20 protein-coding genes, 1 pseudogene and 1 other annotated feature are annotated in these 21,813 nt (G+C 50.4%); of the genes and pseudogenes, 14 read left to right on the top strand and 7 right to left on the bottom strand.

The genetic code is table 11. From position 1 onward, the window contains the following. Positions 1-102 precede the first annotated feature (102 nt). Together ybaK and C557_RS0107765 are read left to right on the top strand one after the other, a co-directional pair. On the top strand, positions 103-591 hold the full coding sequence (gene ybaK / locus C557_RS0107770; protein ID WP_018751284.1) for a Cys-tRNA(Pro) deacylase: 489 nt from the start codon (positions 103-105) through the stop codon (positions 589-591). 101 nt (positions 592-692) lie between these two features. Next, positions 693-1,322: a YfbR-like 5'-deoxynucleotidase gene (locus C557_RS0107765; protein ID WP_018751283.1), complete on the top strand. Its 630-nt coding sequence runs from the start codon at positions 693-695 to the stop codon at positions 1,320-1,322. A 3-nt stretch (positions 1,323-1,325) separates the two neighbouring features. Here the strand turns inward: C557_RS0107765 and C557_RS0107760 are convergent, their stop codons facing one another. Together C557_RS0107760 and C557_RS0107755 are read right to left on the bottom strand one after the other, a co-directional pair. Continuing rightward, entirely contained in the window at positions 1,326-2,270 is a 945-nt protein-coding gene (locus tag C557_RS0107760; RefSeq protein ID WP_018751282.1) for a serine hydrolase domain-containing protein, read from the bottom strand. A gap of 50 nt (positions 2,271-2,320) precedes the next feature. Next, positions 2,321-2,647, bottom strand: a complete 327-nt coding sequence (locus C557_RS0107755) for a YnfA family protein (protein ID WP_026263363.1) — start codon at positions 2,645-2,647, stop codon at positions 2,321-2,323. Positions 2,648-2,809: 162 nt separating this feature from the next. Here C557_RS0107755 and C557_RS0107750 point away from each other — a divergent pair, with 162 nt between their 5' ends. The 5 genes from C557_RS0107750 to C557_RS0107730 all read left to right on the top strand — a co-directional run bounded on the left by C557_RS0107750 (position 2,810) and on the right by C557_RS0107730 (position 11,424). Next, a complete protein-coding gene (locus C557_RS0107750) occupies positions 2,810-3,127 on the top strand; it encodes a thioredoxin family protein (protein WP_018751280.1) in 318 nt (105 codons plus the stop codon). Positions 3,128-3,520: 393 nt separating this feature from the next. Further along, the gene (locus C557_RS23190; RefSeq protein ID WP_018751279.1) at positions 3,521-8,494 is read left to right on the top strand and encodes a discoidin domain-containing protein; all 4,974 of its coding nucleotides are present in this window, start codon (positions 3,521-3,523) and stop codon (positions 8,492-8,494) included. A gap of 244 nt (positions 8,495-8,738) precedes the next feature. Further along, positions 8,739-9,293, top strand: coding sequence for a polymer-forming cytoskeletal protein (locus C557_RS0107740; RefSeq protein WP_018751278.1), 555 nt, complete (start codon positions 8,739-8,741; stop codon positions 9,291-9,293). Positions 9,294-9,486: 193 nt separating this feature from the next. Further along, positions 9,487-9,764, top strand: a binding site (T-box leader). A gap of 103 nt (positions 9,765-9,867) precedes the next feature. Next, positions 9,868-10,953 carry an aspartate-semialdehyde dehydrogenase gene (gene asd / locus C557_RS0107735; RefSeq protein WP_026263362.1) on the top strand — a complete coding sequence of 362 codons (1,086 nt, stop codon included), beginning with the start codon at positions 9,868-9,870 and terminating at the stop codon, positions 10,951-10,953. 15 nt (positions 10,954-10,968) lie between these two features. Beyond that, positions 10,969-11,424, top strand: coding sequence for a GNAT family N-acetyltransferase (locus C557_RS0107730; RefSeq protein ID WP_018751276.1), 456 nt, complete (start codon positions 10,969-10,971; stop codon positions 11,422-11,424). 70 nt (positions 11,425-11,494) lie between these two features. On the opposite strand, the gene C557_RS0107725 is transcribed toward C557_RS0107730, so the two are convergent. Next, positions 11,495-11,806, bottom strand: coding sequence for a YbjQ family protein (locus C557_RS0107725; RefSeq protein WP_018751275.1), 312 nt, complete (start codon positions 11,804-11,806; stop codon positions 11,495-11,497). Between the two features lie 67 nt (positions 11,807-11,873). Beyond that, positions 11,874-12,611, bottom strand: coding sequence for a type II toxin-antitoxin system Phd/YefM family antitoxin (locus C557_RS0107720; protein ID WP_018751274.1), 738 nt, complete (start codon positions 12,609-12,611; stop codon positions 11,874-11,876). A 79-nt stretch (positions 12,612-12,690) separates the two neighbouring features. Between C557_RS0107720 and C557_RS23185 the strand changes: the two genes are divergently transcribed. Beyond that, a complete protein-coding gene (locus C557_RS23185; RefSeq protein WP_018751273.1) occupies positions 12,691-12,978 on the top strand; it encodes a TetR-like C-terminal domain-containing protein in 288 nt (95 codons plus the stop codon). Positions 12,979-13,049: 71 nt separating this feature from the next. Here C557_RS23185 and C557_RS0107710 read toward each other — a convergent pair whose 3' ends face one another. Further along, entirely contained in the window at positions 13,050-13,601 is a 552-nt protein-coding gene (locus tag C557_RS0107710) for an NADPH-dependent FMN reductase (RefSeq protein ID WP_018751272.1), read from the bottom strand. Between the two features lie 38 nt (positions 13,602-13,639). Continuing rightward, complete coding sequence (locus C557_RS0107705) at positions 13,640-14,698, bottom strand: LLM class flavin-dependent oxidoreductase (RefSeq protein WP_018751271.1); 1,059 nt, start codon at positions 14,696-14,698, stop codon at positions 13,640-13,642. A 215-nt stretch (positions 14,699-14,913) separates the two neighbouring features. Between C557_RS0107705 and C557_RS0107700 the strand changes: the two genes are divergently transcribed. The 4 genes and pseudogenes from C557_RS0107700 (at position 14,914) to C557_RS0107680 (ending at position 18,622) form a co-directional block, all read left to right on the top strand. Then, positions 14,914-15,300, top strand: a complete 387-nt coding sequence (locus tag C557_RS0107700; RefSeq protein ID WP_018751270.1) for a winged helix-turn-helix transcriptional regulator — start codon at positions 14,914-14,916, stop codon at positions 15,298-15,300. Between the two features lie 24 nt (positions 15,301-15,324). Next, positions 15,325-16,176 carry a helix-turn-helix transcriptional regulator gene (locus C557_RS23180; RefSeq protein WP_018751269.1) on the top strand — a complete coding sequence of 284 codons (852 nt, stop codon included), beginning with the start codon at positions 15,325-15,327 and terminating at the stop codon, positions 16,174-16,176. A 211-nt stretch (positions 16,177-16,387) separates the two neighbouring features. Continuing rightward, positions 16,388-16,760 (top strand): annotated as a pseudogene (locus C557_RS24430) (aldo/keto reductase); the annotation flags it as partial. Between the two features lie 296 nt (positions 16,761-17,056). After that, positions 17,057-18,622, top strand: a complete 1,566-nt coding sequence (locus tag C557_RS0107680) for a carbohydrate-binding protein (protein WP_018751266.1) — start codon at positions 17,057-17,059, stop codon at positions 18,620-18,622. A 183-nt stretch (positions 18,623-18,805) separates the two neighbouring features. Here the strand turns inward: C557_RS0107680 and C557_RS0107675 are convergent, their stop codons facing one another. Next, positions 18,806-19,768 (bottom strand): zinc-binding dehydrogenase, encoded by a 963-nt coding sequence (locus C557_RS0107675; RefSeq protein WP_018751265.1) that lies wholly within the window; start codon positions 19,766-19,768, stop codon positions 18,806-18,808. A 246-nt stretch (positions 19,769-20,014) separates the two neighbouring features. On the opposite strand from C557_RS0107675, the gene C557_RS0107670 reads away from it, so the two are divergent. Together C557_RS0107670 and C557_RS0107665 are read left to right on the top strand one after the other, a co-directional pair. Beyond that, a complete protein-coding gene (locus C557_RS0107670) occupies positions 20,015-20,926 on the top strand; it encodes an MmyB family transcriptional regulator (protein ID WP_051082427.1) in 912 nt (303 codons plus the stop codon). Between the two features lie 698 nt (positions 20,927-21,624). Then, positions 21,625-21,813: transposase (locus C557_RS0107665; protein ID WP_018751263.1), on the top strand; the 189-nt coding region annotated here is incomplete at its 3' end.

The raw sequence follows: 21,813 nt of genomic DNA, 5'->3' as shown, positions 1-21,813 counted from the left end.
CTTCGTGTTAAGAATTAGAAGGCTTTGGCGCGGCAAACGAGGTCTCTGGTTGATGTATTTTCGGGGAAAGTGCTACGATATAGGGATAGGAGTGTGACGGTTATGCCAGAAATAAAGACAAATGCTATGCGCATTCTGGATAAGTCTAAAATTCAATATAAGGTTCATATGTACGAGGGGCAGGACAAGCCTGTGTCCGGCACTCAGGTGGCGGCAAAAATCGGTGAAGCAGCGGAGAAGGTCTATAAGACACTGGTTGCCCATCATGGTCCGGATTATTTTGTTTTTGTCATTCCGGTAGCAGAGGAACTGGACTTGAAGAAAGCGGCCAAGGCAGCCGGGGTCAAGAAGATTGAAATGCTTCCGCTTAAGGATCTGCAGGCTGTAACAGGCTATATTCGCGGGGGCTGCTCACCGGTGGGCATGAAGAAGCTGTTTCCGACGTTCATGGATAGCCAGGCGGAGCATCTCGATACACTGTTGGTTAGTGCCGGGAAAATTGGAGCACAGATGGAGCTTGCCCCGCAAGAGCTTGCTAACCAGGTGAGAGGAAGATTTGCTTCGTTAATTCGCGATGCGGAAGAGACGTAAGCAAATTCGCTGCCTAAATCTACCTGGAGAATTTTGATTCGCCCTTAACATTCGTTGTCTATAATCAGGGTTATACTCTCTATAAAAGGATGGCTGATGTGATGGGCATTCATACGTACTTTCGATCGTTGAACGAATTGGAACGCATTTATCGCTGTCCGGGCAAATTCAAGTTCGAGGTGCACAGTGTAGCAGCGCACTCCTGGAAGGTTGTGCAGTATGCAAAGACGCTGGCCGATATTGAGGAGCAGCATGGTACGGCTATCGATTGGAAGAAGCTGTACGAGATCACTAGCAGCCATGATTATGGTGAAATATTTATCGGTGATATCAAGACACCTGTGAAGCATGCTTCCCTTGAATTGCGCAACCTGATCCTCCAGGTGGAGGAAGGGATGGTTCACAACTTTATTGAGGAGCATATCCCGGAGGAATTTAAGTCAACCTTCCGCCGCCAATTGCGCGAAGGTAAGGATGATTCCGTTGAAGGGCTGATTCTGGAGGTCGCCGACAAGCTTGATCAAGTTTACGAGGCGTTTGCCGAACTGCTGCGGGGCAATACGGAGAAGGAATTCGTCAAAATGTATCGTGACGCTCTGATTAAGATCAAGCAGATTAAGCTGCACTGCGTCGATTACTTTCTCCGTGAGATACTGACTGACATGGTCAATGAAGAGACGATGTCAGCCATTGATATCAAACGTATCACCCAGGAAGCGCTGAATAGCTAGCCCTTACAGGTAAGGGGCAATATAGCTTCGAAACACATGGACCGGAGGACGGTCTTTTTTTCGTTTATCGTCAGTAAGCACAACAACCGTATCCAGCCGGGGTATGACATAAATGAACTGACCGCCGTAGCCCTGGGCGAAAAAATAGTCAAAACCAGTACGTTCTTCAACCTTTGCTTCCTGTAGCTCAGGAGCATAAATGTCCGTCCACCAATGCCAGGCATAGCAGCCACGGCGTGGTGCTTCCACGTCGATGGCGGGCTGCACGGATAATGTGGATAGCTCGGAGCTGATCAGGCGACGCTCCTTCCAGATTCCCTGGTGCAAATAAAGCAACCCGAACTTAAGCAGGTCGGCTGGGCGAAGCGACAGGCCGAAGCCGCCGGTATGGATCCCTTGCGGGTCCTGCTCCCAATGGTAGGCGTCGATGCCCAGAGGGCCAAACAGATAACGCTCGGCAAATTCGGCGGTTGGCAGCCCGGAGGCTTGGACCAGCATAGCCGACAGCAACTGCGAGCCGCCGGAATTGTATTCCATCCGGTCCCCGGGTTGATCGGCCATGGGTTGTTCCAGCGCAAAGCGGACCCAGTCCGGAGAACGGGTCATACGCGGGAATGAATTGTGCCCGCCAAATTCGGTCCAGTTCCACCCACCGGCCATGGTGAGCAGATGGCGCAAGGTAATATTCCGCTTGCGTTCATCCCGATCCTCCTTTAACGAAGGGAAAAATTCGCTGATGCGGATATCGGGCCCAGGCAATAGCTTCAAGTCCATGGCGATACAGATCAACGCCGATAAAAGGCTCTTCGTGCAGGAATTGATCTTGGCGATTTCATTCGCCGTATGTATGTCGCGGTAATGCTCCAGCACAAGCTGCCCCTGCCTGCTGATTAAGCAGCTTCTCAGGTGCAGCGGCTTCAGAGCGGCGGAAATGGCCGGCAGATTCATGGTGTTGCCCCTTTCTGATATTTGTTATCTGCGGAAGAATGAGTAGCGTATTAATGGCGGGGGGCCCAAAGCATGATAGAAACGCCGACGAGGCAGATCGCCGCTCCAGCCCAATCATAGGAGTCCGGCGTCTTCTTATCGACCCACCAACCCCAGAGTACGGCCAAAATGATAAATACTCCGCCATAGGCGGCGTATACGCGTCCGAAGGCCGGGAATTTCTGTAGTGTTGGAATAATGCCGTAGAGCATCAGGATCGCTCCGCCGGTCAGCCCGTACCAGAGGGGGCGAGACTCGCGCAGCCAGAGCCATACCAAGTAACCGCCGCCAATCTCAGCCAGTCCGGCTACGACAAATAATATAATGGCAAATATCATATTTTTCATTCCTTTCATGGCATGTTCCCTTGATTGTATCATGGTTCCCGAAAGATAAAACCTTTATCATAGCTATGGCCTTCCGGGCAGTTCTCATATAATATAAATATTAAATTTTAATATATCATCTGATCATATTCGAGTGAAGGAGAGAGAATCAAGATGGATAGAGTGCAAACGAAGGAGCAATTTGAGGAATTAGTGGAAAGAGATAAGTATACGGTCATCAAGTTCGATACGACCTGGTGCCCGGATTGCAAAAACCTTGACCGCTTCATTGGCGATATTGTGGAGGAGCATGGAGATAAGGACTTTTATGCCATGGATGCGGAGGAATTCCAACCGTTGGCTGAGGCGAACGAGGTACGGGGGATTCCAAGTTTGCTGGTATATCGCAACGGGGAGAAGATCGCACATCTTCATAGCAAATTTGCCAAAACACCGGGGCAGGTCAGAGAATATTTGAATAGCTTGGAATAACAGGAGTAACCAGCCAAAGGGGGTTGGTTATGCTTTGTGAACAGGCAGTAGCTGGAGCAGGAGAGAGGGCTTTGGCACTGCCTTTTTGGCATTGACACAAGAAGTTCGCTGTTATATCAAGAAAAATGAAACTTTAGGATTATATTCTATTGACGAATGTAGTTCTAATATCCTGATTTTATAAAATTCATGGGATTAACTCTTAAAAATTAAGGACATATGGACGATAATCCAAATGGAGTGGTTTATTTCCCACAAATTCCCACAAGCACAGCCATTCCAGCATACTCTTACATAAAGTGGGAAGATCGGCGATGAAAGAGGTGTGAATGTCAAGAAAGTGGAGCAAGACCGGTTTATTTTTTGCAGACAACAGACAAAAGGAGTGGAATTATGCAGCAGTGGTTTGGCCGAAACCGAAAGGCCCGTATGACTTGGGCACATCTGATGATGGTTGTCCTGTTGGTGGTGAGCAGTGTTCCTTTGTTCCCTGCACCAATTGTACAAGCCGCAGATGAAGAGGATTATTTACTATCGTTACACAGGCCCGTTTACAGTTCTTCGGTATTAGGCGGTAATACAGCAGATCTGGCGGTGGATGGCAGCGAGCATACCCGCTGGGAAAGCGAATGGCAGAAGGACCCGCAATGGATTTATGTGGATTTGGGCGCGAGTGCAGACATTTCCAAAATTTCTGTTCAGTGGGAGAACGCATACGCTACGGAATTCGCCTTTGAGGTATCCGATGATGAAATTCACTGGACTCCTGTTTACGCCACTGCAGAGGGCAAGGGAGGATTAACGGAGGCGGACGTTTCTGCAAAAGCGCGTTTTGTCCGTTTGTACAGCACAAAACGTGCACAGCAGCCCTACGGAATTTCGCTATTTGAATTTAACGTATATGGAACCGGGGGAGCGAATCAGCCGCCTAAACCTGAGGCCGTGAATTTGGCGCTCGGCAAGGAGGTTGTTGCCTCTTCACTGGAAATTGATGAGCCTAGCCGCTCGGATGAAGACAAGGCCAAGATGGAACAGCGCAATTACTTGGCCAAGAATGCTGCTGACGGAAGTCTTGACACCCGTTGGTCCTCTATTTACAAGGATAATGAGTGGATTTATGTGGACCTGGGAGCCGTGAGCGAGATCGGCAGCGTTTCTTTGCATTGGGAAGCCGCTTTTGGCCGCGTCTATGATATTCAGGTGTCCGATGATGCTCAAAGCTGGACAACTGTGTATCGTGAGATGAACGGGTCCGGTGGTCGGGATGACATTCCGGTCTATGCCCGGGCGCGTTATGTCAAGCTGGCCGGACATGGCCGCGGCTCTACCAATGGCTATTCGCTTTTTGAGTTTGGCGTGTATGCTTATCGCGAAGGGGACGCCAAGCCAGTTCACCACATTCCGGCTATTCCTGACATCGCTACCGTACCGGTTGGGGCGGGGAGCTATGAAATCAATGATATAACGATGTTGTCGCCCAAAAATCCGAAATACCGGACTTCTGAGGTTCAGGCCCCCATCCCGTCCAATGATTGGTGGCAATCTATCCTGATTGCTAACCTGGGAGATGGGAACAGTCTGGTGACGCTTCCGTTCAAGAATCGTTACACTCGACAAGGGTTAAATATCCTCAATCCGGGGGCAGGGTACGCTTCGGCAGATGGAGGCTCCATCGATGCGGATGGTCCCGCGGATCTGATCTTGTCCACAAGCAATATGAACCCGGCCGAGGTGGTGACGAAGATTGCCGGTTACGGAGATTATTCCGCGACGGTGGTTATGAGCGATGACGAGACGGCCAAAATGAAAACAACGTTTGTCAAGGGTTCACCATTCTTGTATAACACGTTTGAGCAACCGGATGCGGCGGTCCTGCAATCGCCGAACATTACCCGATTGTTCGATGACAACAATGAGCCCATTCTGCTAAATGATGGGGATGTGCTGACAGCCGACCATATCGGTATTGAAGTCACTAACCAGGACAATGCGCCAACACCGCAAACATTTGTACGTAATTACGGCGTTTATGCACCCGAGGGTACCTTATTCATGAAGCTGGGCAATACCATCAAGATTAAGTTTGGGCAAGGTGAAAATTACTTGTCGCTGGCCACGCTGCCGGCAGCCGAGGAGTTGTCCAACTATTATCGCCATGCCTATGCCTTCGTTACGGATACGACTGTAGACTATAATTATGATGAGTCACAGTCACTGGTTACGACGAGCTTCCGTTCAACGACGGAGGTAAAGCGCCCGGGATTTTCCGGGGACACGCTGATGGCATTGCTTCCTCATCAATGGAAAATCGCTACTACGCCGCTGACGGAGCTGACTTATCCATCGATTCGCGGACTGATGCGGGTGAGCGAAGGGAATTCGTTTACCACGCAGGACCGTTTCTACGGTATTATTCCGCAATTTGTGGAGCCGAATGATCCGACATATTCGCGTGCGGAATTAATAGCTTATCTGGATCAGCTTGATGCAGATATGGCTAACGGCTTGATGAGTGATGAGCCGTATTGGCAAGGCAAGAAGCTGCACCCGCTGGGATTGGCTACGTTGATCAGTGATCAACTGGGCGATACGGAGCGCAGAGACCGCTACTTGTCTTTCCTGAAGACGATTCTGACAGACTGGTACACGCATTCGCCGGATGAACCGTTCCACTCCTATTATTTTCACTATGATGATGAATGGGGATCAATCTTTCCTTACGGCAGTGGCTTTGGCTTGAACACCGGGTTGACGGACCACCATTTTACCTATGGTTATTATGTCTTCGCGTCCGCGGTCCTTGCTACGTATGATGAGGAATTCCTGCAGGATTATGGAGATATGGTCGAATTACTAATTCGTGATTATGCCAACCCTTCCAAGACGGATGAGCTGTTCCCATGGTTACGGAATTTCGATCCGTATGAAGGACATTCCTGGGCAGGTGGCTATGCCGACAACCGTAGCGGCAATAATCAGGAGGCGGCAGGGGAAGCCTTGTTCAGTTGGGTAGGCCAGTATATGTGGGGTGAGGTCACAGGTAACGATGCCTACCGGGACACCGGGATTTGGGGGTTTGTGACCGAAGAGAAGGCCGCTGAGCAATATTGGTTCAATTATGATCGTGACAATTGGGTAGAAGGATATAACCACGCGACAGCAGGTATGGTGTTTGGCAGTGCTTATCTATATGGCACGTATTTTTCCGGAGACCCGGAGCATATTTATGGAATACACTGGCTGCCGCCAGCCGAATGGATGACTTATTATGGTCGTGATCCTCAAAAAACAAATGATCTCTATGCCGGTCTGATTAAGGACCTTGGCGGTCAGCAGGAGCGTTCCTGGCAGCATATCATTTGGCCATTCCAGTCGATTGGCAACCCGGAGGGGGCGCTGGCCAAGTGGGATACGCGAAATATGCAGCAAAATGAAGTGTTTAATGCCTACTGGTTCATTCACAGCATGGTATCCACAGGAACGCGGTCAATGGACATTTGGGCAGATGATCCAGCCGTAACCGTATATCAGAAGGACGGCGTCTACACCGCGCAAATCTGGAATCCGTCGAATGAACCAAAGACAGTGCATTTCTATAATTCGGAAGGGGCTTTGGGATCAGCTACGGTGTATCCCAAAGCACAGGTCAAGGTCAATCCGCTGGAGAACACGGTGCTGGAAGGTCCTGATCCGTCCCAGTGGATTAGCTATCTGGACCGCAGCGACTGGACGATTACAGCTTCCTCCAGTTCAGAGCCAACCGAGCATCTGACAGATGGCGATTTAGCTACACGCTGGTCTTCGGGACAACTCCAAGTGCCCGGTGATTGGCTGACGGTTGATTTAGGCTCGGAACAGGTCTTTGATACATTGTTCATGAATTCAGGGACGAATTGGGGCGACTACGCTCATGGATATGAAGTGTACGTGTCTAATGATCATGAGAAATGGCAGGAAGCGGTAGTCGCAGCTGGCGGAACCTCGCCAAGCCTGGCTGTATCGCTGGGAGAACAATCAGCGAGATACGTTAAAATTGTATTAACGGAACCGGCAGATAGCTGGTGGTCCATCTCTGAGCTGAAGCTGGCTAAATTCGGCACTGGAAAGAACGTGGAGTTGCCGCTTCCGGTGGGCGGTCCCCTGCCTGATCGTTCCTCGTGGGTTGTGACGGCTTCCTCTACTTATGGAGGAGATGTGGCGAACAACATGCTGGATGGGGAACAAGGCACACTATGGAGTAGTGGGCGTCCACAGGCCAGCAATCAATGGATCAAAATTGATTTGGGCTCGGTCAGTGCATTCGACCAAATCGTGCTGGACCCGGGCAACTCGCGTGATGACTATCCCCGGGAGTATCGGTTATATGTATCTCACGATGGGGAGGATTGGGGGAAACCGGTGATCGGCGGTCATGGCGAGCCGGGGGCTTTATCGATTACCTTTCCCCAGCAGCGGGCCCGTTATGTGAAGCTCGTGCAAATCGGCGAAGCTGACAAGTGGTGGTCCATCTCTGAGCTAGCCATTCATAATTACGGAATAGGTCGGCAAAAGCAGCTTGTCCCTGAGGACTGGACGGTCAAGGCTTCCTCTGGTGAGGACGCTGCGGCCATGCTGGATGGCCGCGAGGAGACGCGCTGGACTTCCGGCCGGGAGCAAACGGGTGGCGAGTGGATCGAACTCGATCTCGGCAAGGCACAGCCGGTGGATCAAATTGTGTTGGATAGCGCGCATAGCCGTGACGATTACGGGCGAGGCTATGAGGTGTATACCTCATTGGATGGCGATGCCTGGGGGAGTCCGGTAGCTTCCGGTCAGGCAGCGGGCCCGTTGGTTACCGCAGCATTCCCGCTGGAGCCTGTCCGTTTTGTCAAGGTCGTGCAAACGGGCACGGATTCCCACTGGTGGTCAATCGCTGAGGTGAAGCTGTATACAGCCGATTCAAAGCGGTGGGTGCCTGCTCAAGATGAGGTTATCCTACCAGATGAACTGGATCGGACGAGTTGGACGGTTACGGCTTCCACGTACGCTGATGTTGACGCACTGCTTGATGACAATATGCACAGCCGCTGGACGACCTCTGAAGGACAGCGTCCGGGACAGTGGATTCAGCTTGATCTGGGACGGGAGCAGCGTTTCAGCAGTCTGTTGATGGATTCCACCGGGAGTGATAACGACTATGCCCGGGGATATCAAATTTACGTATCCCGTGACGGGAACCAGTGGGAGCTTGTTCTTGACAAGGAAGCAGCTTCCCCGCTGGTAAGAGAGGTCTTCCCGCAACAAAATGCCCGGTATATGAAAATTGTCCTGACGAAGGAAATGCCCGCATGGTGGTGGTCTATTTCGGAGTTAAAATTGTACCGCTAGAGCTTAAAACAGGCACTTGAAGCCATCTCAAGCAGCCTGTGTCTAAAAAACATGGACACAGGCTGTTTGAAGGTTGCATTTTCGGTTTATATAAGATAGAGATTATAAGAAAAAGGACCGTAAATAAATTTGTGAATAAATTGTGTGAATAAATACACAATTAATGTGAATTAAGTCACATGTATAGTTTGCACTTTTTTTTATAATCTAAAACAAAGATATAAAAATTCAGGAGGGAAACAACATGAAAATGGTCAAAGGTTTAGTTGTAGCAGGTCTCGCAGCAGTTTTACTGGCAGGGTGCGGTGCAGCGAATAATGGGGCAGCCGGAGAAAATACAGGCGCAGGTGGCAATAAGGCTGAGCAAACGGATGCAACGACAACAGCATCGATTGTTAATCAATCGGACGCTTTCGTTAATGCTGTGAGCGAGAAGGGAACTTGGATTATTGCTATACTTAACGATTTGACGGTGGATCAGGATGTGGTCGTAGCCGGACAATTCCATGACAAAAACGATGAAACCAAGGACATTTACCGTAAAATAGCTCTGTACACGCAGGATGCAGATCACAATATCACTGATTCGTTTACGCTGACTGTTCCTAAATTGACGGTACAAAGTGAAAACTTGAAGATTCAAGGTGGTACAGTGAAAGGCGATGTTTATGTAGAAGCTAACGGCTTCAGCCTGGACAAAACAGCAACGATCGACGGCAATCTGTACTTCGCCAGCGAAGATGTAAAAGGTACTGCTGTAATTGAGGGTACCGTTACTGGAGCAACTGAAGTTCAATAAGCCATTGCAGATCAGCAGCAGGCCAGCCTATAAGGTTGGCCTGCTTTTGTAATACGGCCGCCGATATGAGGCGGATGCTAGCACATTACAAGTCATTTTGTCATATGGTAAAACAGAGCGGCATGGAAATTTTACGAAATAGGTTTACGTAAAGCAGGTTATTTGGTAATATTATCGCAACATAAATTGAACATGAAATGCAGTGATGAGACGAGTAGGTAAATACGGCCTGTCCCAGAGAGCTCCGGTTGCTGAAAAGGAGCATAGCGCTTATTTACTGAAATAAAGACTCTGAGCAGCACATCGGAACGGGGGATCACTCCGGGATGGTGTGACAGGAGCTCCTGTTACAGAGCTAGAGTATAAGTCTATTGGGCCAAGGGCCAGGGAGGCTGTACTTGAAGAGGCTACGATGGCGACATCTTAGCGAATCTGGGGTGGTACCGCGAGCATACCAATCTCGCCCCCAAGACGGAATCGGTCTTGGAGGTGGGATTTTTTTATTTAACCACAGCCTGACAGCGACTTCGCCAAAGGTACACATATTACCAACAGGGAAAGGACTGGAGCACGGATGGGAGAAAGATTAAAGGTAGGCATTGTCGGAGGTACGGGGATGGTGGGGCAACGGTTCATTCAGTTGCTGGACGGACACCCTTGGTTTGAAGTGACAAGCATCGCGGCTAGCGCAGGCTCGGCAGGCAAGACTTACGAAGAGGCAGTACAAGGGCGCTGGAAGATGTCAGGTCCTATTCCTGCGGGTGTGAAGGGCATCGTTGTTCAGGATGCCTCCAAGGTGGAAGAGGTGACGGCTGACATTGATTTTGTATTTTGTGCTGTGGATATGAAGAAAGCAGAGATTCAAGCGCTGGAAGAAGCTTATGCCAAGACCGGTACGCCAGTAATCTCTAATAACTCGGCCCATCGCTGGACACCGGATGTCCCAATGGTTATTCCAGAAATCAACCCGCAGCATATTGAGGTCATTGAAGCTCAACGGAAACGTCTGGGCACATCCACGGGGTTCATCGCTGTCAAGCCAAACTGTTCGATTCAGAGTTATGTTCCAGCCCTGAATGCGCTGCTTCATTTCGAGCCAACGACGGTGGTGGCTTCCACGTATCAAGCGATCTCCGGAGCCGGCAAGAATTTTACTGATTGGCCGGATATGCTGGACAATGTTATTCCTTATATTGGCGGAGAGGAAGAGAAGAGCGAGCAGGAGCCGTTACGGATTTGGGGCCATGTAGATGGCGGGCAGATCGTGAAGGCTAGCGCGCCGCTGATCACCACACAATGTATCCGGGTGCCGGTTACGGACGGACATCTGGCAACTGTATTTGTTTCCTTTAAGAAGAAGCCTGCGGAAGCAGAGATCATCGAGTGCTGGCGTCAATTTAAAGGCAGACCTCAAGAGCTTGCTTTGCCAAGTGCGCCAAAGCAGTTCATTACTTATTTTGAAGAAGAAAACCGCCCGCAAACGAAGCTGGATCGTGATTTGGAGAAGGGAATGGGCGTGTCCGTAGGCCGCTTGCGTGCAGACTCCGTGTATGATTACAAGTTCGTTGGACTGTCCCATAACACGTTGCGTGGAGCAGCTGGCGGTGCGGTGCTCATTGCCGAACTGCTGAAGGCTGAAGGGTACATTCAAGCCAAATAAGGGAGGAAGCATGCTATGGAGATCAGACTGGATGATTTAAGCGGCCAAGAAATTGTAGCATTTATCGGGGAGCATCTGATGAATATGTCTGAGACTTCTCCGCCCGAAAGCGTGCATGCTCTGAATATTAAAGGTTTGAAGCAGCCGGAAGTGACATTCTGGAGCCTATGGCTGGAGGGGGAACTGGTTGGCTGCGGTGCATTGAAGGAGCTGAATTCGCAGCATGCTGAGGTGAAGTCGATGCGTACGGCTATTTTGCATCGTGGCAAGGGGGTCGCCAAGCACATGCTGGCACATCTTCTGGCAGAAGCAGAGCGCCGCGGTTATCGGCAGGTAAGCCTGGAGACCGGATCAATGGAAGCTTTTGCCCCGGCTCGCGGGTTGTATGAAAGCTTTGGCTTTCGCTATTGTGGTCCATTTGCCAATTATGAGAAAGACCCTAATAGCGTGTTCATGACCAGGCTGTTGTAAGATTGGGCTAAAAGAAAATGGCGGTATAAGAGTAAACCAGACTCTTATACCGCCATTGTTGTTATTAAGATTAAATAATAACGGCTGTACCGCTCACGGTAACCATCATCATCCCTTCGCGGATGACTTCGTAATCAATGTCTACGCCAATGATGGCGTTAGCTCGCAATTGGGAGGCCTCCTGCCGCATTTCGGCAAAGGCGGTATCCCGAGCTTCCTTCAGCTTGTTCTCGTAAGCGCCGGAGCGCCCTCCGACCATATCCGTAATGGAAGCCATAAAGTCACGCACTAAGTTGGCCCCCATAATCACCTCGCCTGTCACGACGCCCAGATACTGCTGAACCGGTGAACCCTCAATGGTAGGTGTGGTTGTAATAATCATGGATCTTGCCCTCCTGAAAATGGAATATCTCACTGTATGTTGATACGCATGCCTTGGAGGATTGGTTTCAGTGGCTGCTCAAGCAAATAAAATCAGACATGGAAATGTGCAAGCCGTCAAATACCTGAGATGCGGCAAATGAATCTGCAGCATTTGTGTAGTAGCATATATCGGCTATTTCCTTGTCCCGAAAGATGTACACTGTAATCTGCTGCTTCATCGGGTCCACGACCCAATACTCTTGTATTCCGCAGGCCCGATATAGATCAAGCTTCTGTATAACATCTCTGCTTCGCGTGGACGGAGACAGCACTTCGACAACCAGCTTAGGGATGCCTTGGTATTTACCGTGCTCATCCATATGCTCCTTGTCGCAAATCACAACGAGATCAGGCTGGACTACGCAAGTATTTCCAACACTCTTTTGGAGAGTCACATCAAAGGGGGCTGTCAGCGGGGTGCAGGGTTTGCCTTTGAACCAGCCGTAAAATGCGCCGTGCAACTCGTGAACAGCATGCTGATGCTGGAAGGAAGGAGATGCCAGATTATACAGGATGCCATCAATCAATTCAAAGCGTTGATCTGAGGCCTCGCTTAGTTCCAGGAACTCTTCATGACTTACCCGGGTATAGCTCGTTGCATAGGCTGATGCCTTTTTTTGAAGCAGATCTGGGTCACTATCTGAAAGAGCCTTTAGTGTAGCCACTGCTTTGCCGTTCCTGGTAATAATGATTTCTTCACGGGCCTCGGCAAATTTTAAATACTTGCCAAAATTATTCTGCATATCTGTTGAGGTTACTTGCATACCAAACCACCCCATTTTAGGTATTTATACATATACATATTAGCTAAAATGTGGGAGGGAGTCAAAAGATTTAGCTAAAATGAAAATGATTACGGGAAATGGCATTCCCGTGTTCAGGGAGCGCATGATGGAGATGATAAATGAGGGGGTGCAGGAATATCTGGAGAGATGTAGACTTGGTCCCGAGGCGGCCCTGGAAGTGGAGGTGCAGTTTGTTACTTCAGCCGTGGTTGGCTTGATGGAATGGTGGGTAGGCGAAGGAATTCCGTATCCTCCGCTGGCCATGGTAGAGCAACTGAAACAGATGCTACTGCGCCATTTCCAATCACCGGATATCGTGAAGCTGGGAGCTACCGAACGCAGATAGGATAAAAAACAGCCAATCCCTTGAGTGTCTTGGATCGGCTGTTTCGAGCAGGTCAGCTTGAACTTTACTTGTTACACTTGTGTCTCTTCAAGGTGATGGCAGGTCTTCGCCAGCAAGACAGCATCCTCTGCCAGTCGCTCGATGCGGAACTTCACGTCGTCGTTGACGATCTGCTTGCGGAAGAAGTCCTGCTCTTCGGCAAAGACGTAAGACTGAACAATGCGGGCCTTCAAGTAGGTTAGAATCGGCTTGAGCTGCTGTTCAGGGACCAGATAATGGCGAGGCGAACCAGCGGTGGCTATGATGCCGACTACCTTGCCTTGGAATGCATTTTGTGGCAACAGGTCGAAGATATTCTTGAGCGTTCCGGGAATGGAGGCTTGGAAGATCGGCGTACCGATCACTAAAATGTCGGCATCCATAATGGTCTTGGTGACGACTCCCGTATCGCCTTCATAATCCAGATAGTTGCGGCCGTCACTGAATTGCACATCGTATTCGCCCAGATCAAGCAGGGTAGTTTCGATGTCGGGATATTTCTCGCGCAAGACGGTTAAGGTTTGTTCGACGGCGGTTTTAGTCTTGGAACCAACGATGGTTCCTGATAATCCAACGGCTAACATGGGGATTCCTCCTAATTCTATTCTTGGAGCTTTAGCGATCAAGCCTTAGCTGTGTATTTACGAATGGCAGGCAGAATTTTCGTACCAATTAATTCAAGGTTACGTTGCAGCTTGTCAAAAGGCATGCCGCCAAAATCAATCTGGGCAATGTAGCGCTGATGGCCAAATAGCTCGTGCTGATACAATATTTTCTCAATAATCTGCTGAGGACTGCCGACGTTCATAATGTGATGGGGATCGCCGCCTTGCATGAATAGCTGCTTGTAAAAGCCTTGCCCGTTAGTCTTCTTCATGCCCTCGTTGATATGGGGATACAGTTCCTCCAGCGCCTGCTGCGAGGTGTCTGCTGCATAGAAGAATCCGGCGGTAGCAATCGGTAATTCGTCCGGGTTATGACCAGCTTGACGAGCTGCTTGCCGATAGGCATCCACGGTTTGCTTGAATGCGGAAGCCGGTCCACCCAGATGAGCCATATACATAGGCACCCCGGCATAACCTGCTTTGATGGCACTGGCAGGTCCGCCACCCACGGCCCGCCAAATCGGCAAGGAACCATCCTGCGGGCGAGGCAGCACTTTGGCGTTGCGGAGCGCAGCACGGTACTCTCCTTCCCAGTTCACGACAGGATGTTCATTGATCTGCAGCAGCAGATCAAATTTTTCTTCAAACAATTCCTCGTAGTCGCGAATGTTGTAACCCAGCAAATCGAAGAGTCCTACTCTGGAGGCTCGTCCGGCCACTAGCTCGGCCCGACCGCCCGAGATCAGATCAATGGTGGCGAAATCCTCATAGACCCGTACGGGATCGGAGGTGCTGATGATGGTTGCCGAGCTGCCAAGCTTGATGGTGCGGGTAGCCTGAGCGATGGCGCCAAGCACGACGGTATGGGCCTGTGTGGCGAAGTAATCCTGATGGCTCTCGCCGATGCTGAAGAAGTCCAATCCGGCTTGCTCAGCCAGCTTGGCGTACTCAATAATTTGCTTGATGCGCTCCTGGGCGGAAATGCGCTCGCCCGTGTTGGGATCGGGGAGATGATCTCCCAGGGTGTAGATGCCAAATTCCAGTCCTTTGCTTGAATCAAGACGATATTTATTCATAGGTTGCTTCACCTCTGGTGGATTTGAAATGGATGCTGCAGGAATGATATTTCATGCTTTTATTATAGTCATACCACCTACTTTTAGTAAGTACGCACTTAAAAGTGGTATAGTTACTTATAGGTAACCTAGGGCAGCGAACAGAAGCAACAGCAACAGGATCGGCCATCGAGCCATAAAGCCATGGAGATAAATGGAAGGAGTGTTGCCAAGTTATGCAGAAGCATCCTGGATTTTGCCGTGTGGATAATGCCTTGGAGATCTTGGTTGGGAAATGGAAGCCGATTATTTTGTTGTATCTGCTTCAGGAGGGAACGAAACGGTTCAGCGAATTAAAGCGTCATTTGCCAGAGATTTCGCAGAAAATGCTGACGCAAAACCTGCGCGAGCTGGAGGCGGAGGAAATTATTGAGCGGATTGTATATCCCGAGGTACCGCCAAGAGTCGAGTATTCAATGACAGAGTATGGACGCAGCCTGGAGCCGATATTGGACGCGATGCATGATTGGGGGACCCGTCATGTGCAGCGAAAATCCCAGAAAGGTCTGGAGCAAGCCGCCAAGGGGCAAGAACCGCAAATTCATGCGGCTGAATTACCATGAGCCCAGGCTAGAGAGGAGAAGGGAATGTTAAACAAGGAAGACACTAATATTGGCGAGAAGCTGTCACATAGAGAGTTGGATAAGAGTAGGGCCAAGCGGCTGGGGGATTACTTGAAGTCGCGCCGCTCGCGTCTGAAGCCTGAGCAGGCAGGGTTGACCAAGACGCGTGGAATCCGGCGGACACCGGGACTGCGACGGGAGGAGGTAGCGATTCTGGCAGGTGTCAGCGCAACCTATTATGCCTGGCTGGAGCAGGGCCGAGAGGTATCCGTCTCCCGGGAAGTGATCGAAAGCATTGGCCGGGCGCTGCAACTGACCGACGATGAGTACAAGCACTTGCTTGGGCTGTGGAATGGCAACGAACCGGAGACTATGCTGACCGTCACCAGAGAGGTGCAGCCGAAATGGAAGGAAATCGTGAATGGGATAGCTTATCCCGCTTTTATAACCAATGACCGCACGGAGCTATTGGTCTGGAATCAAAAGATAGAAGGGCTTGTGGGAGATTTAACGAATGCGACTGCTCAGAACCACCCGCTCAACATGCTAGCCTTGCAGTTCACGGAGCCAGAGATGCGTAGACGCCTGATTAACTGGGAGGAGATGACAGCTCATGCCGTAGGGATCTTCCGTACCGCTTATGACAAATATGCGCTTGACCCGTGGTTTGCTCAGTTCGTGGAAGAATTATCTGAACAAAGCCATGAATTTGCGGAATTGTGGAAGCAGCACCATGTGAAGGCGAAGAAGGTCACCAGGGTACTTTATCAGGCCCCAGGCTGGACACATCCTCAGGCTTATGACAGCGATTCACTGGCATTTACGACCGATTATCCGGACCTCCACCTGTGTATCTTTTTTCCTGTATCGGAATAGAGCCTTTCAGTTCAGGAAATTTTGCCTGTTACTGCGACTACTAGTATAAGCGTACGGTGGCTACCTCTAAGGACATAGCCTAGACTGAGATTATGCAAGATCATCTCTATTTAAGCTGAAGAAAGAGAGGAACTGAGATGCAAAAACCCATAGCCACACGTAAATTAGGAAATCAGGGACTAGAGGTGTCAGCCTTAGGACTTGGTACCATGATGATGCCCGTGGGGCGTTGGCTGATCTGGTTCAGGAGGGGAAGATTCGCTATATCGGCTTGTCGGAGCCGACACCTGAGCAAATTCGCCGCGCCCATGCTGTTCATCCGCTGACGGCGGTGCAGACGGAGTTCTCGCTATGGAGCCGCGAAGTCGAGGATGAGGTGCTGCCTGTGCTAAAGGAGTTGGGCATTGGCCTGGCTGCTGGCCAAAGGAGAGCAAATCGTTCCTATTCCCGGCACCAAGCGGCTGGAACGGATTGCCGAAAATGTTGGCGCTCTGAATGTCCAGCTCTCTGACGAGGAATTGAGAGAGATTGAACGCATCTCACCGAAAGGTGTTGCTGCGGGCGCTCGTTATCCACAATTATAAGAGATTTAGAAATACTCGAATAGATTAGAGATTAGCCCCTGCCGTTTACTGCGGATAGGGGCTTTTTGAGGTGCGGCCGGCAAAGGGAAACTATCATAGAATAAGAGGGATAAATTCTTCTTTTTTGATCATTTCTATGATAATTATGAAAAATATAGCAGGAAGATTGGCGAATTATGTAAAATATATCAGATGCGGGATGAATTATCTCTGAAAAAGGAGGTTAGCCGACAGACCGATCATTTCATGGCTTACTAGTAAGAGATTCTATCTTCAACTGCGGGGAGGAATAAACCGTGATTCAAGCCAATCTTTTGCGCAAATCTAGCAAGTGGTTGCTGGCGTTGGCTCTGATTGTTCCGTTATTTTCATTTTCTTCATGGGTTGATAGCAAGTCGGCCCAAGCCGCTGCAGATCACAAGCTGATCGGTTATTGGCATAACTTCGATAACGGGTCCAGCACGATTCGGCTTCGTGATGTCTCGCCGGATTATGATGTCATTCAGGTAGCCTTTGCCGAGCCGGTGGGCGGTCCCACAACGGGTATGATGGAATTTCAGCCTTATAATGCCTCCGTGAGTGAGTTCCAGGCGGATGTGCAGCAATTGCAAGGGCAAGGGAAAAAGGTGCTGATTTCGATCGGAGGAGCCAATGGCACTGTAGATTTGGCTAGTGCCCAAGCCCGGCAAAATTTTGTCAGCACGATGAAGAGCATTATTAATACTTATGGATTTGATGGATTAGATATTGATTTGGAAGGAAGTTCGCTGTCTCTTAACGGTGGAGATGTGGACTTTAAGAACCCAACAACCCCGAAAATCGTCAATCTAATCTCGGGGGTACGAGAAATTCTTGACAGCTACGGCTCAGACTTTATGCTGACCATGGCACCGGAGACGGCGTATGTGCAAGGGGGCTATGTGGCCTATGGCGGTCCTTGGGGGGCCTATCTGCCGGTCATTTACGCTTTGCGCAATGATATGGACTATCTGCATGTGCAGCATTACAATTCCGGCCCGATGACAGGGCTTGACGGCAAATCCTATTCGCAAGGAACAGCAGACTTCCAGGTGGCCATGGCAGAAATGCTGCTGCAAGGCTTTAACGTGGGCGGGAATGCAAGCTATCCGTTCCCGGCGCTTCGTCCCGAGCAATTGCTCATCGGTCTTCCAGCCACGCCATCGGCAGCAGGCGGCGGCTACACCACGGCAGACAACGTGCATAGGGCGCTAAATTATCTTATGAAAGGCCAGTCCTATGGCGGCGGCTATACCTTGCGCAATCCTCAAGGTTACCCGGGCTTTAAAGGAATCATGACCTGGTCAATCAACTGGGATAAAGCGGCGAACTATGAGTTCTCGCGAGCACACCGTGCTTATCTGGACGGATTGGGTCCGGGACCCAATCCTGACCCTGATCCGGTTGACACGACACCACCAACTGTACCAGCCCAGCTTCGCGTAACGGCGGCTACAGCAGATAGCCTTACACTGGTCTGGAGCGCTTCGACAGATAATGTGGGCGTTGCCGGTTACACGGTCGCCTATGATACAGGCAGCTTGAATGTCGGCGGTACAACGGCAACGGTCAGCGGCCTGTCGCCAAATACAACGTATACCTTCACCGTGACGGCGAGAGATGCTGCTGGCAATGTCTCTGGTGCCGTGTCCGTGCAAGGGACGACAACGTCGACGGGCGGGCCCGGGGAACCGGGACAGGCGCAGCCCTGGGAGGCCTATGTCTCCTATAGCGTCAATGACGAAGTAAGCTACAATGGTGGCGTCTATCGCTGTATCCAGGCGCATACTTCCCTCCCCGGATGGGAACCGGCCAATGTGCCGGCGTTGTGGCAGTTGCAGTAAGCACGTATTGATGAAGGATGGGGAACACCGCATGGGCCAAGGCCTGTGCGGTGTTTTTTTGGAGTGGAGCTTTGAGGGGAGAGCATGAATAGAGCTTCATACTGAACTCTAAACCGAACCTTGCAGCAGAACTCTGAATGAGAATTTGGATAACAGATGCGCGTGTGCAGCTACTAATTAGCCTTATCCCTGAATGTGCAGCACGGCTTTACCGGCAAAGGTGCGATCTATAAGTTGCCGGGCAACGCTATCGATCTCCGTCCAGGGCGCTTCGACGGCGATTCTTGGAGTCAATCGGCCGTCTGCGACCAAGCGAGCGAGCAGAGCCAGATCGGAGGCCGCCGTCATGCGGGTTAGCTCCTCGCCAAGGAAGAAGCCGTATAGCGAGCGGCCACCGCGCGTGACAAGATTCATCATGTCCAGATTTGCGGTTGGGGAAGACGAGAAGCCTACAGCTACGCAGATGCCCCGGGGAGCAAGCTGAGGCAGCAGTGCTGCTAGTGTCTCGCCACCAACCGAATCGATAATCAGGTCGTAGGGACCGAAGCGGCTGGCTTCTGATTCGGCTAATGCTGCAGCTCCGACAAGCACTTCATTCGCCGCGGCTTCTCGCACGAACCGGGCTTTATCCTCTGTGCTGGCTACTCCAACATTGTAGGCTCCGGACAAGGCGGAAAGCTGGTGTGCGAACAGGCCGACACCGCCGGTTGAGCCTGTGATGAGCACGCGCTTACCAAGCAGCAATCCTCCCTTGCGGAGCGCATTAAGGGCGGTTAAGCCGGATACGGGCAGGGTGGCTGCTTCAGCGAAGCTTACTTCATCCGGGATTTCGGCGAGCATGGAGACCGGGGCCGCTACCTGCTCGCTCCATGCACCGTGCATTAGCAGTCCAACGACCCGCGCTCCCATGGCGGGACCGTCGCCAGTCTTGGCTGGCTGAGTGACGATGCCAGCGAAGTCCCAGCCCGGGCGGGAGTAGGCGTCCTGGTGGCTGGCATCGATCACCTCTCCACGATTGAGGGAGACGGCATGAACGTTCACAAGAGCTTCCCAAGGCTGGGCTGCGGGCGGCTCGACCTCTTGAATCGTTAGATAAGATGAAGATGCAGGATCGGTCACGATAGCTTGGATTTTATTTTTTGACATCTATGGATCTCTCCTTTAGCATGTTTGTTGAAGTGAACCTGCTTGATCATTCCTTTACGTAAGTGACGAGTTCCATGATTATGGAGCGGAATGTTTGACCGTGGTTTTCATTCAAGAGTATACTTAAGGCGGTTTTTCCAACCAAGTGTAGAACTACACCTTATTAGTATCACTTGATTAGACTAGCGTGAGTCGATGCTTTATAAGCGCAAACGGTGGTTCAAGAAATAGATAGAAGGCGAACTTATGCCAAAAGGAGAGTGGGATATGGAAACGGAGGAAGCTGGATTAAAGCAGACTTTGTACGAGATCGAACGACTTCGCCTGCAGCGTCAGCGCGAGATATCCCATCATCGCTATACGCCCTGGAAAAGATTTACCCAACAGGAACTGAACGATGAGGCGTGTCCAACCTATAAAAACCTGCTGGTCGGTCGCTCTCGCCGGATCCCGGACCGGCAAACGATGCTGAATATCGCGGATTATCTGGAGTGCAGCTCCGGTGAACGCAATGATTTGCTGCTGGCTGCAGGGTATTTGCCGGTACAGACGGAGCTGTCTCCAGCTATGCTGGGGCAAGCAATTGAACAAGCGCAGCATACGATGAGGGCCTTGCCTTATCCGGCGATGGTCGTTACTCATACGGAGGATATCCGGGGATACAATGAGCTTTGCAGCCGTTTGTTTGACTTTCCTCAGCGTTCGGCTTATCAATCTTTGATGAACCGGGTGGACTTGCATTTTAATCTGGCTCTGCCGGTGCGTCCTCGCTCTACGTTTGATCAAGCATCTCAGCAGCAGTGGGAGGCTCACGCTGCCCGGGGAATCCGGATGTTCAAGCAGAATTATATGTTATCCCGGTACGATGCCTGGTATCAAGACGTGGTCAAGCGCTTCGGACAGTATGACGCATCACAGGCCTTTCTGGAGGACATGGAAGCCATGGAGGATGCTTCGTTTGAGCTGACCCAGACCATTTTGGCTCGAAGCGAGCGCAGGAGAGAATGGGTGCCGATTCGCTTCAAGCAGTATACGATCTCCACCGGAAATCTGATGCATCCGCGAATTCAAGTCTTCTTGCCCGCAGATGAAGCAGCGCAACGTCTATTTGAAGAGTTGGGCAGCTCCGTAGATTGCGGGCTGGTAGATCGGCTCTAAAAATGCAAAATAACGTATTGCCCAAATACACAATCAAATTCCTTGCATGCTGAATTAGTTTCAGGGATTCCAATGTTGAAAAAATAATAATTGAAATTCGGCTCTATCTTAAAATTAGTGGTTGACGCCTAGCCTCCAATGCAGCGGAGGGTCGTAGGGATTCTGGAGAAACGGAGTGTTCGCCTTTGCGAGTGGATTTCAACCTTATAAGAATTTATTGAATCAGGAAAATCCATGAACAATAGCGATCGGAAGAACCCTACGAACCCGTAGCACCCCACCGTCCACATGACAACCGCTGATTTTGGTTTAGAGCCTGAAATTCGGCTCAATCTAAAAATTAACGGTTGATCGTTAGCAAGACTTATGAGCCGCATTGCACGTGTCCCAAGAATTCGCTGAATACCGCTGGTTCTCAGGTTCTATTCGGGAATTCCTCTTCTTAATATAGGGAAAATCTCAGATTGTTAAGAAAAGGGCGTGACGTACCATTTATATGGAGAAGAACCCTTATAGGCTAAGGGCCCTTTTATCCGAGATGTACGGAAAACCAACTTTCTCAACAGTCTGAAAAACTCCCGTTAAATGGCTCAAATCCGCCAAAAATCGGGGATTTATATGGATTTCTAGAGCTAGAATAAAAAGTGGACACCTCGTTAAGAGAAAAAGATAATAAAACTAACTGAGGAGGTGTTCACGTGGGTGAGCAGCGGAATCGCTATAACGAAGAATTTAAAAGACAAACAGCTAAATATCTCCATGAACAGACGAAATCGGTGGAGGAAATCGCCTTAGAGATGGACATCCCAGCAAAGACGTTGCATGCCTGGAAAGCCAAATATCGCGAGTTCAAGAATGAGTCCATCTCCAGTGTGGAACGGCTTCGA

It is taken from the genome of Paenibacillus sanguinis 2301083 = DSM 16941 (assembly GCF_000374825.1).
In the GTDB taxonomy this organism is placed as follows: Bacteria; Bacillota; Bacilli; order Paenibacillales; family Paenibacillaceae; genus Fontibacillus; species Fontibacillus sanguinis.
The sequence above is the reverse complement of the archived record's forward strand: the minus strand, read 5'-3'. Positions and strand labels throughout refer to the sequence as shown.

Coding starts and splice junctions, on each gene's coding strand:
- ybaK (WP_018751284.1), top strand. CDS start 103: ATGCCAGAAATAAAGACAAATGCTATGCGCATTCTGGATAAGTCTAAA.
- C557_RS0107765 (WP_018751283.1), top strand. CDS start 693: ATGGGCATTCATACGTACTTTCGATCGTTGAACGAATTGGAACGCATT.
- C557_RS0107760 (WP_018751282.1), bottom strand. CDS start 2,270: ATGAATCTGCCGGCCATTTCCGCCGCTCTGAAGCCGCTGCACCTGAGA.
- C557_RS0107755 (WP_026263363.1), bottom strand. CDS start 2,647: ATGATATTTGCCATTATATTATTTGTCGTAGCCGGACTGGCTGAGATT.
- C557_RS0107750 (WP_018751280.1), top strand. CDS start 2,810: ATGGATAGAGTGCAAACGAAGGAGCAATTTGAGGAATTAGTGGAAAGA.
- C557_RS23190 (WP_018751279.1), top strand. CDS start 3,521: ATGCAGCAGTGGTTTGGCCGAAACCGAAAGGCCCGTATGACTTGGGCA.
- C557_RS0107740 (WP_018751278.1), top strand. CDS start 8,739: ATGAAAATGGTCAAAGGTTTAGTTGTAGCAGGTCTCGCAGCAGTTTTA.
- asd (WP_026263362.1), top strand. CDS start 9,868: ATGGGAGAAAGATTAAAGGTAGGCATTGTCGGAGGTACGGGGATGGTG.
- C557_RS0107730 (WP_018751276.1), top strand. CDS start 10,969: ATGGAGATCAGACTGGATGATTTAAGCGGCCAAGAAATTGTAGCATTT.
- C557_RS0107725 (WP_018751275.1), bottom strand. CDS start 11,806: ATGATTATTACAACCACACCTACCATTGAGGGTTCACCGGTTCAGCAG.
- C557_RS0107720 (WP_018751274.1), bottom strand. CDS start 12,611: ATGCAAGTAACCTCAACAGATATGCAGAATAATTTTGGCAAGTATTTA.
- C557_RS23185 (WP_018751273.1), top strand. CDS start 12,691: ATGAAAATGATTACGGGAAATGGCATTCCCGTGTTCAGGGAGCGCATG.
- C557_RS0107710 (WP_018751272.1), bottom strand. CDS start 13,601: ATGTTAGCCGTTGGATTATCAGGAACCATCGTTGGTTCCAAGACTAAA.
- C557_RS0107705 (WP_018751271.1), bottom strand. CDS start 14,698: ATGAATAAATATCGTCTTGATTCAAGCAAAGGACTGGAATTTGGCATC.
- C557_RS0107700 (WP_018751270.1), top strand. CDS start 14,914: ATGCAGAAGCATCCTGGATTTTGCCGTGTGGATAATGCCTTGGAGATC.
- C557_RS23180 (WP_018751269.1), top strand. CDS start 15,325: ATGTTAAACAAGGAAGACACTAATATTGGCGAGAAGCTGTCACATAGA.
- C557_RS0107675 (WP_018751265.1), bottom strand. CDS start 19,768: ATGTCAAAAAATAAAATCCAAGCTATCGTGACCGATCCTGCATCTTCA.
- C557_RS0107670 (WP_051082427.1), top strand. CDS start 20,015: ATGCCAAAAGGAGAGTGGGATATGGAAACGGAGGAAGCTGGATTAAAG.